General features: G+C 54.4%; 18 protein-coding genes. 5 read left to right on the top strand and 13 right to left on the bottom strand.

The features are described 5' to 3' along the window. The 11 genes from LUQ43_RS09465 to LUQ43_RS09415 all read right to left on the bottom strand — a co-directional run bounded on the left by LUQ43_RS09465 (position 1) and on the right by LUQ43_RS09415 (position 10,842). Entirely contained in the window at positions 1–1,128 is a 1,128-nt protein-coding gene (locus tag LUQ43_RS09465) for an acyl-protein synthetase (RefSeq protein WP_299966726.1), read from the bottom strand. After that, positions 1,125–2,621 carry an AMP-binding protein gene (locus tag LUQ43_RS09460; RefSeq protein WP_299966723.1) on the bottom strand — a complete coding sequence of 499 codons (1,497 nt, stop codon included), beginning with the start codon at positions 2,619–2,621 and terminating at the stop codon, positions 1,125–1,127. Before LUQ43_RS09460 ends, LUQ43_RS09465 begins: the two co-directional genes overlap by 4 nt. A gap of 7 nt (positions 2,622–2,628) precedes the next feature. Continuing rightward, positions 2,629–2,868 carry an acyl carrier protein gene (locus tag LUQ43_RS09455; protein WP_299966720.1) on the bottom strand — a complete coding sequence of 80 codons (240 nt, stop codon included), beginning with the start codon at positions 2,866–2,868 and terminating at the stop codon, positions 2,629–2,631. Between the two features lies 1 nt (position 2,869). Beyond that, on the bottom strand, positions 2,870–3,238 hold the full coding sequence (acpS, locus tag LUQ43_RS09450; protein ID WP_299966717.1) for a holo-ACP synthase: 369 nt from the start codon (positions 3,236–3,238) through the stop codon (positions 2,870–2,872). A gap of 72 nt (positions 3,239–3,310) precedes the next feature. Beyond that, entirely contained in the window at positions 3,311–4,189 is an 879-nt protein-coding gene (locus LUQ43_RS09445; protein WP_299966715.1) for a hypothetical protein, read from the bottom strand. 39 nt (positions 4,190–4,228) lie between these two features. Next, positions 4,229–4,822 (bottom strand): hypothetical protein, encoded by a 594-nt coding sequence (locus LUQ43_RS09440; RefSeq protein ID WP_299966713.1) that lies wholly within the window; start codon positions 4,820–4,822, stop codon positions 4,229–4,231. A gap of 101 nt (positions 4,823–4,923) precedes the next feature. Next, complete coding sequence (locus LUQ43_RS09435; protein ID WP_299966711.1) at positions 4,924–6,321, bottom strand: hypothetical protein; 1,398 nt, start codon at positions 6,319–6,321, stop codon at positions 4,924–4,926. An 8-nt stretch (positions 6,322–6,329) separates the two neighbouring features. Continuing rightward, the gene (locus LUQ43_RS09430; RefSeq protein ID WP_299966709.1) at positions 6,330–7,418 is read right to left on the bottom strand and encodes a DNA topoisomerase IV subunit A; all 1,089 of its coding nucleotides are present in this window, start codon (positions 7,416–7,418) and stop codon (positions 6,330–6,332) included. Further along, on the bottom strand, positions 7,411–9,213 hold the full coding sequence (locus LUQ43_RS09425; RefSeq protein ID WP_299966785.1) for a DNA topoisomerase VI subunit B: 1,803 nt from the start codon (positions 9,211–9,213) through the stop codon (positions 7,411–7,413). Before LUQ43_RS09425 ends, LUQ43_RS09430 begins: the two co-directional genes overlap by 8 nt. Then, a complete protein-coding gene (gene hisS, locus LUQ43_RS09420) occupies positions 9,197–10,432 on the bottom strand; it encodes a histidine--tRNA ligase (protein WP_299966706.1) in 1,236 nt (411 codons plus the stop codon). The genes LUQ43_RS09425 and hisS overlap by 17 nt, the downstream gene beginning before the upstream one ends. A gap of 38 nt (positions 10,433–10,470) precedes the next feature. After that, complete coding sequence (locus LUQ43_RS09415) at positions 10,471–10,842, bottom strand: ABC transporter permease (RefSeq protein WP_363318512.1); 372 nt, start codon at positions 10,840–10,842, stop codon at positions 10,471–10,473. On the opposite strand from LUQ43_RS09415, the gene larB reads away from it, so the two are divergent. Genes larB through LUQ43_RS09400 form a run of 3 tightly spaced genes read left to right on the top strand, consistent with a single transcriptional unit; the run spans position 10,841 to position 13,475 of the window. Beyond that, positions 10,841–11,629 (top strand): nickel pincer cofactor biosynthesis protein LarB, encoded by a 789-nt coding sequence (gene larB / locus LUQ43_RS09410; RefSeq protein WP_299966704.1) that lies wholly within the window; start codon positions 10,841–10,843, stop codon positions 11,627–11,629. The two genes, LUQ43_RS09415 and larB, sit on opposite strands and share 2 nt — an antisense overlap. Further along, positions 11,626–12,132, top strand: a complete 507-nt coding sequence (locus LUQ43_RS09405; RefSeq protein ID WP_299966702.1) for a nicotinamide-nucleotide adenylyltransferase — start codon at positions 11,626–11,628, stop codon at positions 12,130–12,132. The genes larB and LUQ43_RS09405 overlap by 4 nt, the downstream gene beginning before the upstream one ends. A gap of 53 nt (positions 12,133–12,185) precedes the next feature. Then, positions 12,186–13,475 carry a hypothetical protein gene (locus LUQ43_RS09400; protein ID WP_299966700.1) on the top strand — a complete coding sequence of 430 codons (1,290 nt, stop codon included), beginning with the start codon at positions 12,186–12,188 and terminating at the stop codon, positions 13,473–13,475. A 175-nt stretch (positions 13,476–13,650) separates the two neighbouring features. Here LUQ43_RS09400 and LUQ43_RS09395 read toward each other — a convergent pair whose 3' ends face one another. Together LUQ43_RS09395 and LUQ43_RS09390 are read right to left on the bottom strand one after the other, a co-directional pair. Next, on the bottom strand, positions 13,651–13,845 hold the full coding sequence (locus LUQ43_RS09395) for an antitoxin VapB family protein (RefSeq protein ID WP_299966698.1): 195 nt from the start codon (positions 13,843–13,845) through the stop codon (positions 13,651–13,653). Between the two features lie 165 nt (positions 13,846–14,010). Then, complete coding sequence (locus tag LUQ43_RS09390) at positions 14,011–14,772, bottom strand: metallophosphoesterase (protein WP_299966696.1); 762 nt, start codon at positions 14,770–14,772, stop codon at positions 14,011–14,013. Between the two features lie 240 nt (positions 14,773–15,012). Here LUQ43_RS09390 and LUQ43_RS09385 point away from each other — a divergent pair, with 240 nt between their 5' ends. Both LUQ43_RS09385 and LUQ43_RS09380 read left to right on the top strand, forming a co-directional pair. Then, positions 15,013–15,486: a hypothetical protein gene (locus tag LUQ43_RS09385; RefSeq protein WP_299966694.1), complete on the top strand. Its 474-nt coding sequence runs from the start codon at positions 15,013–15,015 to the stop codon at positions 15,484–15,486. A gap of 673 nt (positions 15,487–16,159) precedes the next feature. Then, positions 16,160–16,729 carry a tetratricopeptide repeat protein gene (locus tag LUQ43_RS09380; protein WP_299966692.1) on the top strand — a complete coding sequence of 190 codons (570 nt, stop codon included), beginning with the start codon at positions 16,160–16,162 and terminating at the stop codon, positions 16,727–16,729. Positions 16,730–16,743: the final 14 nt, after the last annotated feature.

The following is a 16,743-nucleotide window of genomic DNA, read 5'->3' as shown; positions in this document are numbered from 1 at the left end:
TCACTCCCGGAACGTATCGCCGCATCCGCGCACTTCGGCTTTCTCGACCCGGGACACAAACCGGAAATACCGGCCCTTGCGCCCGCACGGGCAGTCATCTACCCCGACAAGCACGCCGAGATCTTCCGTCAGGACGGCCTGGTCGTAATAACTGTCGGCAAGGACGCTCATCACCTCAATCAGCCCGGGCTTGCCGGGGGGACATGGCTGGAGCGTATACGGATCGCGGATAATCACCTGGGAGAACGCGGGCACATGCTTGTGTCCTTCCTTGCAGTCAACGAAAATAATCCCGGTCTGCTCCGCCATCCCGTAAAAGTCCAGGATGTTTTCGGGCTGCGCTCCGAATATCGCTGCTATCGATGCGGAGAACTCATCTTTGGAAACCGCAAGATCCTGCATCTTTTTCCAGCCCCCGCCATGGAAGAGCGTGAAATTCTTAAAAGAGAAGCGGAGACCCTCCTTCTTCACCTGCTCGTAGAAGGTGGTCCAGATGATGTACGTGAACCCGAACGCATACACATCGTCCTGCGAATACTTCTCCATGACATCCCGGATCACCGGCAGGTTCAGGACGAGTTTCCCGTTCTCTTCTTTTAAGAGGTAAAAGGTCTTCTTTGCATAGATGCTCAACCCTCGAACACCGGCCGTCCTGGCAGAGAACGCCATGGACGGGCTGTTGATCCCTTCATGATCGATGACCAGGAAGATCTTCCGGTTCTTCCCCAGGTAATCCGCGAGGATCGTCTTGAGCGCCCTGATCTGGTTCATGGCCGTGGACTTGTCAAGCGGGATCCTGCTCGGCGTGCCGCCCGTTGTCCCGCTCGACTGGAGGATCTTTGCAATTGCCTGTTCCGGGCAGGTCCGGAGATCGAAACGCTTGAACATCTGGACCGGCATGAAGGGAACTTCTTCGAGATTCTGGAGATCGTCGACAATAATCCCCTGTCGGGTGAGAAAATGGTCAATCTGCGGGTTGTTCTCCCGTGCCCCTTTGAGTTGCTCCCGCAGGATAGGCATGAGCGTTTCGCATTTGTGTGCATCGCTCTCTGAATACGGCTCCTTTGAGAGGAGAATATCCCGCAGACGGGAACTATGAGAACGATCGTCTTCTGCACACGGCATCATTGACCTGCCCTGGGATCACTTTTGAGTTCTTCCTGGATAGTCATAGTCAGTGCCGGCTTATCCACTTTATCAGAAGCATTGAGTGGGAATTCCCGGACAAAAAAGAGCCGGCACGGGACTTTATATGAAGGAAGGTGCTGCCTGCACCGTGTAACGATCATCTCCCTGAAATCCGGTGCAGGATCTTTTCCCGTGTGCTGGACTACAGCAGTAACCGCCTCACCCATCGTCTCATCGGGCAATCCCAGGACAACGCACCCCGATACACCGTCAAGGGTACAGATGAAATCCTCGATCTCGTTCGGGGAGATACGGTACCCCCCGGACTTGATGATGTTCTTGGCCCTCCCGTGGATGAAGATATACCCGTCGTCATCAACAGTTGCGAGATCGCCGGTCCGGAGCCGGCCGTCTTTTAACACTTCAGCGGTACCCTCCGGATCGCCGTAGTATCCCTCCATGATATTGTCACCGGAAGCGACAATCTCCCCGATCTCCCCGGGTCGCACCGGTATGCCGGCTTCATTGACCACGTCAAGAGTGACACCCGGGATTCCCCTGCCCAGTGATCCCAGTTTAGTAAGGATCATCTCCGGCGGGAGATAGGACATCCGTGCGGTTGCTTCGGTAGCCCCGTACATCACAAAGAACTTTTTTTCCGGGAATGCTTCCGCAATCATCCGGATATATTTGTTCGGCAGCTGTCCCCCGGCTTGCTGCATGTACCGCAGGGTCGGAAGGGGTTCTTTGAGAAACGGCGTTTTGTTGATCAGGATCTGGTACGTGCTGGGAACGCCGGCAAATCCCGTGCACCGGAACGTATTGATATCGCGGATGACACCGCCAAGGAAGATATTCTTCGAGAGCAGGATGCTCCCGCCGACCCGGAGATGCGTGTGCAGCAGTGATGCACCATAACAGTAAAAGAAGGGGAGAGTTGCACAGATCCGGTCATCCGGTGTCAGGCCCAGGTACTGGACAATCGACGTAGTGTTGGCACATAAATTTTTATGCGTCAGCATGACACCCTTCTTTGCCCCGGTACTGCCGGAGGTGAAGATCACGACAGCAACTGCATCATCCTGCACGGGACTGGTCGCGAATGTATCTGCGGGAGACAATTCTATGAGTATGTCCTCGGTAATGACATTGTCCCTCCCGACAGATTTTGTTATGAATTTTTTCTGGACAAACGATGTCCGTATCCGGCATTCACGATAAATCGTGGCGAGTTGGGTATCAGATATCCGGGTCTCGACAAGGAGAGCGGTATTTCCGCTCCGGATGATCGCAAGATAGGCAATGACAAAAAATGGTGTGTTTTCGGAAAGGATGAGGCACTCGTTTCCCCTGCCGATGGTTGATGCGAGATGCACTGAAAGGCTGTTGACCCTGGAGATGAGATCCTGATAGGTAAGGCTGCCATCACGGAATACCAGGCAGTCCTTACCGGTATCCCGAACATTTTCAAAGAGATATTCAACAAAATTCATAACCGGATTACGTCAGATATTTGTGCAGGATTTCCTTTACTTTCCCGTACGTTTCCATTGCGATGATATCATCCATATCAATCTCGATCCCGAAACTCTCTTCAAACATTGCGACTATCTGGAGATGTTTAAGGGAGTCCCACTGCTCGCAGGAATTGTAGGCAAGGGTATCCGTAACGTTCTGTGCAGGAAGACCGAGCACTTCACAAAAAATATTTTTTATAGTATCCTCGTTAAATGGTGCCATGTCAAATCTCCTGAATTATTATGCAAAAAGCTAGTGCCATATCAGAATTGTGTGACAAACTGATTTTAATACTTATTTTTTCTGCTTGATCGGTATTAATCCTGACGTATGGAACACCACGATCGTCGTTAAGGATTTCAATAGCAGGATAAAAAATATGGGTGATATGCAAACTGTAAAGGGCTTTTATCACCGCTTCTTTCCCGGCAAACCTTGCAGCAAGATGCGGGGCCGGAGCATCTTTTGACAGGCAATAATCCCGTTCTTTTTGCGTATAATTCCTCGTTAAAAACGGGGTGAATTGCGGATCACCGAAATTTTCAAACCGTTTGATCTCGACAATATCCGTGCCAATACCGATATTCTGCATAGTTCCAGTTCTCACATCTCTGTTTTGACCGTGGTGGGATATCCTCATGAGTATGTGGGAGTATCCTCCATATTACATTCCCCGGATAACTCCTTTGAACCGGTTTCGATCAAGGACAAAATTATCTTTCACGACTTTCGCATCAGCAATATCCCTGCTGACCCGTGAACCAATCGTGATGTAAACACGATTCCCGATGGCGATCTGGTCAGAAAGATACACATTGGGACCAATCCATCCATCATCACCGATGGTAATGAAATCACCCAGCGTGACCCCGCCACAGAGCAGGCAGTGTTTTCCGATCACAGTGCCCTGCCCAATCGTGCTCAGATTATCGATTTTTGTCTGTTCGCCGATCTCGGTATATCCTTTGAATGCCGCACGGCGAATGATGATATTTGCGTGAAGGTCAACGTCACGGTGAAGATGTACCCCGCCGGGCGGCTGTATCAGGGAACCCTCATGAGTATTACCAAATGGCGCCACCGCATCACCGATAATGCAGTTTGACCTGATAATGGACCCCTCATCTATGATGGTCTGTTCGTTGACAACCACATTTTTTTCTATAACCACATCCCTGCCAATTACAACGCTATGCGGAGCAATCAGCGCACTCGGGTGAATTTTTACGGAAGATGAGATCCTGTTGATGAAGGTAGGGAGAATAAATTCCGGATGTCTGGCCATCAATGACTGAAGTGCCTGGAATTCGCGCCGAGGATCCCGGACCGCAGCAATACCTACCGTGCAGGGGACTTTCTGCGAGAGAGCCGCAGTCGTGATGACACAGGAAACTGACGGGTTGCCGGCAATTTTTCGTATGTCCTGTTCGGAAACAGCATAAACTACCTGTTGCGGGTTGTGGGAAAATAATGTGCCTATCGATGAAAAATCGCCATCCCGGACAATTGCATTTTTTTCAGACAGGCATTCAGATAATCTCATCCGGATTCACCTCCCATCGCTTTTTTGGCATATATCCAGTCATGAATCCTCTCGATTTCCCGCAGTGTTTTTCATATCCCGTGTAATGATAGCGGAATCCGGTATCACTGCACCATCCACAAGGTTGAGACCATCAGCTATCGAGCAGTGCCGGCCGATCGTTACCTGATTGCCGATCTTTGCATATCCTCCGACCATGGTCCCATCCAGGATCGTGGTAGAGCATCCGATTTTTATCCCATGCCCAATCTGTACTTCAGAGCGGATGTCGGCTGATGCTCCAACTTCGGTATATTCCCCAAGGACACTTTTGTCAATACAAACCCGGGGACCAATGACTGCATTGTCACCAATGATGATGCCCCCCAGGTGCACCACCGGTACAATCTCTCCGGCTATCCTGCGAAACTCAAAACCTTCTGATCCTATGACGGCGCCCTCCCGTATAATAACGTAATTACCGATAATGGAATTCTTGTCTATCACAACGTTTTTTTCAATGATACAGAAATCCCCGATAACGACATGATCATAGTCAATAATTGCGGTTGGGTGGATCTGGTTGCCGGTTCCAAGGTATCCCCCATTTACCCTGCGACAGAGCGGAAGTTTCGGTGCAATGCAATTATACATTTTCAGGCAGATTTTCACCGCATGCTGAACTACAGACGTATGCATGAACCAGGAATCCGCGATTTCAGGACTTTTTAATTTAAGAAAAATTTTCTGGAGGATCATACAAATGAGACCGTTATACACATCTTGTCCAGTTTAACGTCGATATATTCTCCGCTCGGGAGATAATCGGCATTGACAGATATCATTCGGTTGCCGGGGATATGAATTCTCATCATCAGAGGGGGTGACAAATCTGATGAGAGATTGCCCTCAACAGATATTGTAAGTTTGTTCTTTCCAGGGACGCAGGTAATATGAATCTGCCGCCGTTTCCTGAACCATTCCACAACGTTCCCTGCGGTCGTTACCCATGCACCATCAGACTTTGCCCGGGTAATGAGATCCCGGTATAACCCGGACCAGTCGCGGGGCGGGACCAGGTTCTCGTAATGCCACAGGAGGGTGACTGCGCCGCCGTACTTCCGGGCATAACCGAAGATATGATCGCAGTGATCGCGTGCAGCGGGTGCTGACAGGTGGAGGCAGGGTGTCTTCTCCCACTCATCCCGCGCGAGGGCCCAGCAGAACTCCCCGAAGAGCCCGAGATCCTGGATATGGAGCGGGAGTTCAAGGAGATTGTCCACGTGTTCCGGCCTGTACACCTGGAGCGTGCCTGCACGGAAACCGGCGTCGTCGTTGTACCCGAAGGTCGAGTCCCAGGAATACCCGGCAGCCTCCAGCACCTGCCAGCTCTTCTCGCCAAAGAGGAGCCAGTGCGTCCGGTTGCCACCGGACGTTCCTCCCAGCACTTCCCGCTCCTCCGCCCCGAGGCGGGCATCGATCCAGTTGTCGATGCCGTGGACGCCGGCTTCCCACCCCTCTGTGGGAAGAGATGCAATCACCCCCGGATCCGCATGATAGCAGACAGAGCGGTACGGGTGGGCGCACTGTCCCGGCTCATCCGGGCGCGGCACGAAGAAGAACGTTGACCTGACGCCCATCGATCCTTCCAGTTCCTTCCAGCGGTCGAAGAGTATCCACGGGTCCTTCCCGAACCCGCACCGGGCAGCGAGCAGCCGGAGCCCGGCTGCGCCATTGCCCTGTATGCAACACTGGTATGCCGCATATCCCACTGTTGTGAACCGGCATTCCTTCACTGAAGTGACATCCACATCATGGGTGAGGGCAACCATGTACGGGTGCCCCCAGGGTACCGGGGGGATCTCCACGAGAACGATATACCGTTTTATCTCTTGCCGGACGCGATCCAGTTCGATGTCGCAGGAAGGTTCGTGGAGATGCATCTCACCCCGGTTCAGCAGGTCCGCGATCTTCCGGAAAAAATCATTATCCGTAAGATCGATAACGGGTCCGTCATATCCGGCGACATCGGCCTTCCGGGCAATGACAACATCGTACCGGTTGCCCTCAATATACCATTCCCACGGTATCCTGAGGAGCTGAAATGTCTCCTCAACAGGATATTTCTCCGGGTAACAGACAGCAACAGTCATACCAGCGTTCAGATGATCCCCATCTCGGAGAGCCGCGTCGGCAAATACTTCTTCGTGACAAAGTCCAGTCCGTGTGCGGCAAATGCCTGCTGTTCCGACTTGAGTCCCAGTTCGAGCTGCAGGTTGATCTCCTTTCTCCAGAAATCGGTGGCAAACCGGGGATCGGTCAGTTCGGATCGCAGCGCCTCGATATCCTTCTCGGTCAGGGTATCCGAGGGCAGGTCATAATCCCGGATATCGCTCGGGCGCAGGCCGAGGAACTGCGCTTTCGGGGTTGCGAGCAGTTCCGACATGTGGGCACTCTTGATGGACCCGTAGGCAACCGAGCCGTAGATGCGGTAGGACCATGGGTCGCCATCTGTGAATGCGAGGATCGGCAGATCCCAGTTCGAGCTGATCTTGTTGAGCATCCGCCGGGTTGAACGCGCCGGCTGGCCTTTGAGGTGGAGGAGGATTGCGTGGTACTCCTCGTCGAAGCCGTTCTCAATCAGACGGTCATACATACCACCGGTCTCTATGGCAATGACGAACTTGGCATCATGGTCCACGAACTCGATATTCTCCACGCTGTTCGGGATCGTATACCCCGCGAGCCCGACATCGTCCTGGCAGTGGATCGTCTTCATCCCGCGCCGGGTCTCCTCGCGGATACGCATCGGGCCGTAGATAGAGGCGCCGTTCTCCTCGGGATGGAGGTGAAACCCTTCGCGGGGGACATCTGAGAGGATCTCAAGATCCTCGATAAGGTAGTTGCTCTCGTCCTGTGCGCCGAACTTCGCACGCTTCCAGCCCTCAGAGATGTAATACATCTCTCTCAGCGTTGACGAACGGTTCTCGCGCAACTGTTGTTTGATGAACCCGATCACGTAGGCCATCTTTAAGAGGTGCGTTGCGCTCTTGGCCGAGGCAGCATTCCGCATGCTCTCCTTGTCCCCGTACTTCCAGACCTCGCTTGCATCGTCATACTCGATATTGAATTTCGTCCGTGACGGCAGGGAGATGGAGGGGATCTCGCCGGACTTCATCTGGTCGTACCACGCGCTCGCAATATGGAGGAGCGAGATCATCGCCTTCTTCTCAAGTTCCTCTTTAGACATCGAGATCCACCACCATCTTCTTGTTGTCGTCTACGCCCCGGATCTCGAGGATGCCCCCGCCTTTCCCGGTATACGAGACATGCCACACGCTCTTTGCAGGGATCGTCATCTTCCAGACCTTCGTGAACTGGCCGTCCATCTCGCTCACGAAATCTGCTTTCGGCACCGCATCTGTCGCATTGTCGGCCGAGATATCGTACGCGGAGATCTCGCCCTCATGCCCGCTGTAGTTGGCGAGCTCGATCGTGACCTTCCCGTCCCGGGTCCACTTCTTGGCAATCAGTTTCCGCATGAGCCTGCCCTCGATGGGCGAGGTATCGACCAGCGGCTTCTCCACGATCTCGCTCACCTTCACGGCAATCTCCGGGATGATGGCGCAGACCGCACGTGCCCGGTCCTCGGCCAGTTTATTCTTGTCCCGGCGCGAGACGAAGTTCTTGAGCTCGCGGCCGAGATCCTGGAGGGCAAGGACGATCTCCTTCTCGATCTCCGGGATGCTCGCGATGGCGTCCTTGCTTTCGCTCGTGAACGGGACATTGGTCGAGGCCACGTGGACAAGGATGAGAACGGGGCCCATCGGGAGCCCCTGTTGGGAGAGATTGTAGTTCTTCCAGTTCACGTTCGCAATGCACTCCGTGATGGCGCACGCGCCCTGCTGGTACATGAGCGGGACACGGTTGGCAAACCGGAGAATGATCGCGTTTCCCTCCGCAGGCAGTTTCCCGCCGTACCCGATCGCTGCCTCGACCATGAACGGGTGGCCTGAGAAGACGGACGTTGCCCGGGTACGGGCAGCGACAAAGTCCATCTGGAACTCCTTGTCGAGCCCCCGCCGGATCAGTTCCTCGCCAATGGGCGAGAGGCACTGGGATGTCGGCGGGGCAGGAACCGCGATCTCCTGCATGGCGGCAAGCAGGGCTTTCTGCTGATCGGCGGAAAGTCCCTTTGCCTTCAGGCTGCTCTTCAGCCCGGCCCGGTCGCACATATCCTGCGCGGTCTTCTTCCCGACACGGCTGAATCCTTCCTCAAGGAAATCGATCAGGTTCTGGTTGCTTGCGGCAGTCATGCGCTTGAACTGCCCCAGTTCGATCCCATGGGGGTGCGGCTGGATCGCAACCGGGCAGACGATCACCTCTTGGCTGACGCGCTCGAAGGTGAAGGACTCGTCATCGAGTTCCACCCGGAACCGTGCATGGGGGTTAACAACCGACGTGTACCGGAGGTATTCGAGAAGTTTCTTCTTCGCCGCCATCGTGCTCCTGAACTCGATCTGCACCCTTGTCCCGTGGATACGATCCCATTCAAAGGGCCCCTGCGCGATGATGTCAGGCTCGTTGGTCTCGATCTTGATCTGGATCTCGAACCGGTACGCCGGTTCCTTATGCCCGGTGCGGGAGATGACAATCGAGGGCAGCCCGCTCGTGAGCTGGGCATACAGTACCGCGGCGGAGATCCCGATACCCTGCTGCCCCCGGGTCTGCCGGATCTGGTGGAACCGCGAACCGTACAGCAGTTTCCCGAAGACGAACGGGATCTGGGCGGGCACTATTCCCGGGCCATTGTCCTCGACAATGATCCGGAAGATGTCATTTCCGGTCTTCTTGATGCTGATAAAAATGTCCGGGAGCACCTGCGCTTCCTCGCAGGCATCCAGGGAGTTGTCCACCGCTTCCTTGATGGTGGTGATCACGCCGCGCGTGGGGGAGTCGAAACCGAGCAGGTGCTTGTTCTTCTCGAAGAATTCTGCAACGCTGATGCTCCGCTGCTGCTTGGCCAGCTCATCCGCGAGAACCAGACGCAACCACCTCGGCAACTGCGGCATCCAGCGTTATGGTTTTCTGCTCCCCGCTCTGCAGGTTCTTGAGCGTCACTTCGCTCGATTCGACCTCGCGCTGGCCGATGATCACGGCAAAGGCTGCGGATTTCGCGGCATGCGCCAGCTGCTGGCCGAAACCCCGGCCCATCAGATCCATCTCGGTCCGGATGCCCGCAGAGCGGAAGGCCTTCGCCACGTCGAGCGCACGGTTCCGCGCCTCCGGGGTGCAGACGATCGCAGCAACGGTATCCTTCTTACCGGCGGACTCTCCCAGCGAGACCATCACCCGGTCAAAGCCGATGGCAAACCCGCAGGACGCCACGTCGTCCCCGCCAAATAGATGGGCGAGGCGGTACACCCCGCCGCCAAGGATCTGGTTCTCGGCCCCGAGGTTGTCTGCGAACCCTTCGAAGACAATGCCGGTGTAATAGTCGAGCCCCCGGGCAATGCCGAGATTCAGGGAATACTTCACCTTCGCCGCATCCAGATATCCCATGGTCTGCTCGATCCGCTCCCGCTCCGGGATCGCACCGGCAATCTCGAATGCCTCATTGAGATCCTGGCATGCGACAAGGGTGGTGAGAGACTCCGCGAGGTCCGGCTTGTTCATGCTGTCAAGGGTCAGGTTCAGCCCCTCGAAGTCCTTCTTGTCGAGCTGGGCCCGGATCTTCCGCTGGATCTCAGGTTCCACGTCTTTCAGGAGATTCTTGACAAACGAGAGATGCCCGACTTTCAGATCGTAGCGGACGCCCGTTGCATTCAGCATGTCCGACGCGAGCATGATCACTTCGGCATCGGCAATCGCCGAGTCGGCACCGATCAGTTCCACGCCGAACTGCCAGAACTGGCGGTACCTTCCCTTCTGCGGCCGCTCGTACCGGAAGCAGTCGGCATAGTAGCACCACCGGAGGGGCTTGGGGGCAACCTTCGCCTCGTTGATGTACATCCGGATGACCGCTGCCGTGATCTCGGGGCGCAGGGCGAGCTTCCGGCCGCCCTTGTCCTCGAAGACGTACATCTCCCCGATGATCCCTTCACCGGAACGCATGGTGAAGAGTTCGAGATCCTCGAACTCCGGGGTGCAGACCTCGCGGTAGCCCCAGCGCCGCGCAACCTCCCGCAGGCGCCATTCGACAGCGCGCCGGGCCTCCATCTCATCCGGTAAAAAGTCCCTGGTTCCTCGTGGTTTCTGGAGCATGGTGAAAAATCCTTCCTGTTAGATCTGTTGTTATCACATTATTTCTTGTTCGTCCTGTTTATGGGTACGCTGCCAAGGAAACGATCCAGGGTCTCCTCGTTCTTCCAGATATCCTCTTTCTTCCGGTTGGTCTGGAGATAGATGGCGCCGAGGATCAGGCCAAGGCCGAGGATCTCGTAGTCCTGCATGAACCATGCTATCTGGAACCCCAGCGATGCCAGCGCGCCATAGGCAACGCCCCAGTAGGCAGCTTTACGGTAACCCGGAAGACCGGTCCGGAAGAAGATCCTCGCATCGCGCAGCCAGAGAAAGATCACGGCTGCGGTTCCGAAGGCGGCAATATAGACGAGATACGACATGACAATGAACGTATTATAATACGCCGGTCCATAACTTATTACTACTACCATGCCGGCAAATCCGCAATTACAGGATCTTCTCGAACAATACCGGGGCGGCACGATCACGCTTGAGTCTGCCGCGGAAGCCATCGAGGGCCTGCGCCTTGACCGGATCGGCGATTTTGCCTGCATCGATCTCGGGCGGGGCGTCCGCTGCGGCATGCCGGAGGTCGTCCTTGCCGAGGGAAAGGATCCCCTCCATCTTGCAGAGATTGTCATCCGCCATGCAACGGCAGCAGGGCGATGCGTTGTCACACGGGTCAGTGCAGATCAGGCAGCCGGTATCCGGGATGCGGCAGGAAAGGCCGGCCTCGCGGTCGACTACCGTGAAGCGGGGCGCGTCCTTGTTGCCGGCAATGGCCCGGCACCGAAGCGGACCGGGGGCATTGTCGGGATCATCACGGCAGGGACTTCGGATATCCGGGTTGCGGAAGAGGCGCGGATCATTGCCGAGGAGATGGGATGCGAGGTGCGGACCGCGTACGATGTCGGCGCTGCCGGCATCCACCGTCTCTTCCCAGCACTCAAACCGCTGCTCGGCGCCCATGTTTTTGTGGTCTGCGCGGGACGGGAAGGGACGCTCCCCGCAGTTGTTGCAGGGCTCGTGGACAAACCGGTTGTCGGCATTCCCGTCAGCGTGGGGTATGGCTACATGGGTGAAGGCCGGGCCGCGCTTGCGAGCATGCTCCAGTCGTGCTCGGTCATTGCCGTTGTCAACATCGATGCCGGGTTCACGGGCGGGGCGTTTGCAGCGCGGATTGCAAATCTCGGAGCAGGAGCAGGAGCAGGATCATGAAACGCGGGTTCTATGTAGGGAGATTCCAGCCATTCCATAACGGGCACCAGACCGTGCTCGAACACATTGCGGGCAAGGTTGACGAGATCATCATTGGTATCGGGAGCGCACAGCTCTCGCACCACGTGGACAACCCGTTCACGGCCGGTGAGCGGGTGCTCATGATCACCCGCTCGCTCGCAACGCTCGACTGCCCGTACTATGTCATCCCGATCGAAGATGTCCAGCGGAACGCGCTCTGGGTTGCCCACGTCCGGTCCATGGCACCGCCTTTCGATGTATGCTATTCCTCAAACCCGCTCGTTGTCCGGCTCTTCCATGAGGCCGGTGTGAACGTCCAGTCGCCGGCCATGTACGAACGCGAACTCCTGTGCGGCACGGAGATTCGCAGGAGAATCATTCAGGGGGAGCCATGGAAGAAACTCGTTCCTCCCGCAGTTGTTCAGGTGCTCAAAGAGATCGATGGCGAGAAGCGCCTGCGCCAGATTTCCAGGAACGATTGAGAGTGATCGCCATCCAGCGAGGTCACGGAGTAATATCACGGGAGTAATTTGGCATGCATGATTTCCTGAAAAAGATCTTCGGAACCAAAAAAACCGAGCCGCAGGACATTACCTTTGATGCAGTCCCTGCATGGCTGACCGGGCGGGAGAGTTCCGCAAAAGAATCCTTTGTTGCCGGAACCAGAGAGCCGATGAACGCGATACGAAACGGCGTTGCAGGTCTCCACCTCATCATCAACAATATTGCCGGTGCTGAACATGATCCGGCGATTCACCCCAAACTCAAGACCATTGCAAAGAATTCCCTGCCGCAGTTTGTGAGGGCAATGAAAGGTTCCCTGGCAAAGGACCTGCCGGAAGATCCTGAAGAGTTTTATGCAGTTGCGGTCGAATGCGCAAAGAGCTGTATCAACAGCACACGCGGGCAGGGGAGGTACCTCCAGGCCATCTTCCCGGAGGAGATGAAAACTGTCCGCCATGGGATCGATGAGATCGGGCACGGTATCAATACCATCAACCCGCTGATCGCCACGTACCGGAAAGAGTTGGCCGAAGTGTCGGCAGCGCGGGAGCTCTTCGATGCAGTGACCGATCTCCGGATCGATTACGATAAATCGGAAGAGAAACTCGGGCGGGCCCATACGCGGATTGCAGAACTTGAAACCCGGTCGGCAGCGATAGATGCGGAGCTGGGCGCCCTGCCGCAGGATCCCCGCATGGGGGAGATCGAGTCTCAGAAATCTGCAATAGCAGACCTTGCCCGGCAGCGTGACGATGCAGCCAGGACCTACTCGGCACTCTCCATGACCGCATCCCATGTATTACGGAAAGCGGAGAAGATTGCATCCCGGCAGCGCCACCCGACCGAGATCGCCGTCCTGAATACCGCCATGGCACTGCTGTCGGATCATGAAATCCCGGACCGGGAACAGCTGGATGCAGCACTGAAAGCGGCCTGCCCGGTTGCAGAGCGGATGATTGCTTCCGGGGAAGTTCTCCTGAAGAACAAGGAAGAGCGTGCGGTCTTTTCTGATACGCCCGGGTTCCGCGGCGATATCTGCACCGCTGTTTCCTCACTCAAAGAACTCGAGGAGTCCTGCCGGAAGGCTGAGCTGGCCCTTTCAACCCATTGCCTGATCACGAAGATGCAGTCGCTGGAACGGGAGAAGGCGCAGATCCGTGCAATGCTTGAGAAGGAAAACCAGACGCTCGGGGAGCTGGAAGAATGGCGTCTGAAAACTGCAAAGCATATCCCCGAACTGCTTCGTGAACTTAAGGAAAAAATTATGGGAATGAGTGAGGGTGACGTGCAACTTCAGATGAACGACCCGGCATCGTCGTGATGGTAACAGGACGACACAGGGATCATTGATTCAGGTTTCATTATCTGCTTCCTTTTGGATCCCGGAGAATCTCATCACTATCTGCTGCCAGCAGGTTGAGATATTCTCTACAGATATCTGCATTTTCTGGAATTACTCTGGATCTTCCCCGGAAGACTGCGCAATGCACCGGGTATCACCGGGCTGGCATATCGATGAAATCCTCCAGGTTCTTCTGGCCGGCGGGATAGTGATCCGACCAGCCATAGGATTCCTGGAGCATTTTTGCTATAACGTCCGAGAACGTCATATTCCCACATTTCAGCGTGAGAAGCGCCTCATACACATCAGGATCGATCCGTATCGACCGTCCCTCACCAGCACGAGGCATAATAACCACTTTGTGGTCACGTTATATAAATATTGCCCGAAAAATGCGAAAATACGCGTCTGACTTTATATGCAATGGGAAAAGGCAGCGCGATTTGGCGAGATCCTCATATTCACGACGGCGAACCGTCATGGTTTTTCAGATACCCATCCCGGAAAACAAAGTTCAGGCACGGGGCATGAGCCGGATAAAGGAGAAGGTCGAATAGTCAGTATAGGCAAATTCCGGTGTATCCCCATGACACCCGCCAAGCCGGAAGAGGGTCGGGCAGTCAAGCGGGATGCGGGCAACCTCAAGCAGGATATCCGATTCGCCATTGGAGATCTTCAGGGGTATAAAATCCAGGTGCTGCTCAAAAATCCCGTCAGGAGTCTTCCTGCAGCAGATGTGCTCGTGCTGGTGACCGCAGACCATATGGGTAAGCCCGCGCTCTGCAAGGGCATCGAACGCCATCGTTGCCGTATAGTGGTAACCGGTGAAGAAATCGCCGCTCTGGTGGGAGAGCCGCTGCCAGCACTTGAGCCGGAGCGTCTGGGTACCTAACTCCAGCGGGCCGCCATGCACGAAGAGCATGCAGTTATCCTGCCAGTCCATGGGCATGGCATCGAAGATGGAGAGGAGCGGGGAGTCACGGAGCTGTTCGTGCCGGTACGTGCTCGCCGCATCGCTGCCACTGACAAGAATCCCGTTGAGGTAGGCATGGTCATGGTTGCCCATCACCGAGACCAGCCGGAACTCCTGTGAAAGGGTATGGACCTTCTCAAGGGTCTCCTGAGGGCGGCTCCCCCGGTGGAGGAGATCCCCCAGGTTAACGAGAACGTCGACCGGTCCGAATGTCTGCCTGAATACCGGTGTACGAATGCAGGACGCAAGCGCTCCGATCGCATCTGCATCAGCGTGCACATCAGAAAAAATTACTGCACCCATACCGTCAGTGAACTATTGGAGCCTCTTCCTGATAAAAACCATTGATACCCCGGGTTACATATATCCGGCACCGTGGCGGCGCGTATGGATATGTTCATGAGAATCGGATTCACATTATTATCCGGTAACCCTGTCAACGGGAACCTGCGGGTTCCTGTTCCCTGACAGACCCCGGAAAATTCAGGTGCAGTCCGGCTTTCCCCGGGTTCACCCTGTTTTTTACAACGGAGACGTGACCTGATGGAAAAATATCTTGATGCCTATATAGGACAGATGAGAGCGCACTACCCAAAATTTCCCCCGGAGACCGCCCACGAGATCGCATCCGCATTCCTTGCCTTCAAGTTCGGCCTGTACGAGAACGCAAGCCGGGAATGTACCCATGCCATTTCCCTGATCCCCGACAGTCCCGCCAATGCAGCGCTGAAAAAAGCGCTTGCCATTTTCCGTGCCAATGCGGAGGACCGGAATAACTCGCAGGTCACTGCCGATCTTTCCCTTACGTTCACTCCCGCTGAACATGCGTATACCGCCATTAACCTGTCCCCGGAAAAGATCGAGGACGCGGGAACGCTCGAACTCGACAATGCCCTTATCCTGATCTACGTGGTCGCGCTCATCACTTCAGAGGATGATGCGGAGGCGCTGGACGAGCACCGCAGGATGATCGTCCGGCTCCTGAACGATTACAAGAAGGCAATGGGGATAGCGTAAACTTTTTTTTTCTCCCGGTTTTGAAGGAGCCGGGCGAATGGTTCCGGTTCTGGTGAATATGATTCGCTGAGCCCGGGCTTCCGGCTTTTTACCGTAGTGGGGGGGTCGCGTGGGTACAATCCTCCGGCCCGGATCCGGGGATACAAGGAGATTTACTGTCGTAATTATCCGGTTACGGCTGGGCGGTCCGGGCCGCAAAAATATTTTTGTACCCACGCGACCCCCCCTTGCCCCTTTCGGTTTTTGTGTGAAAATGGGGGATTTTCACGTCGTAATTGTGAGTGGGTGCGGATATTTTAGTGGAGGGGGGGTCGCGTGGGTACAGAATGTTGGAGCGGCGGAACATAGGGAATTTAACAGCGAATCGTTCTTGTTTCGGGGAATCAGAACCCCCCGTTGCGATGCCTTACGCGCAAAACGCCTGGCGGGTTTTGCGCTACGCACTTACCCGGATCCGGATAGATAGAAGAAATCTGGTAATGTGAACGAGAAGCCCCTTTGAGAGCACCTGCCGACAGAGCGCGAGGCACATAGGGTGAAAATGAGCCCTGCAAGTCTCTAGCGTTTTTTTTATCTAGTCTAATATAGAATAACTCACACTGTAAAATGCGGAATTATTTGGATTGGGGTAATATTATAAATTGAACTGAGAGAACTATTAAATTGAGTATTAATGTTAGATTACAGTCTATTTGGTGAAGATGATCCATCTGATATCGAATTCTATTATCCGGATCTTTTTACCCGATATACTCAAGAAAACCAAAAATTCGAGCGAGAACTAAATAAAAATCCAGATAATGCATATTTATGGCGATTTAAAGCGAGAGCATTACTTTTTTTATTGCAATTTGACGAGGCGATTGGTTGCATAAATCGATTTCTTGTTCTTGAACCAGACGAAGAACTCAATTCTGAAATATGGCATGAAAAGGCAATTGCTAATTTATTTCTTCACCGATATGAAACAGCGCTTAAATGCTATAACAAATCTATTGAACTCGATCCCTATAATCTAGAACTTTTATATAGAAAAGGAAATATGTGTACGAATCTTGAGTGGCTTGATGAGGCAAAGGAGTGCTATAATCAGATTATTAGACTTGAGCCAAATCCCCCAGAAATCATTTTTGAGATAAAACGAATCAGTAACTCAATGAATGCCATCTACGATATGTCCACTAGGCTTGAATATGATACAAAATTTAATGAGTTATATGAATGGATAGAAAATTTTGTTTAATTCACAAGTGATTG

Origin of the sequence: Methanoregula sp. (genome assembly GCF_028679125.1) — an archaeon.
Taxonomy (GTDB): domain Archaea; phylum Halobacteriota; class Methanomicrobia; order Methanomicrobiales; family Methanospirillaceae; genus Methanoregula.
Note: the sequence above shows the minus strand (reverse complement) of the source record. Positions and strands in the feature narration are given on the sequence as shown.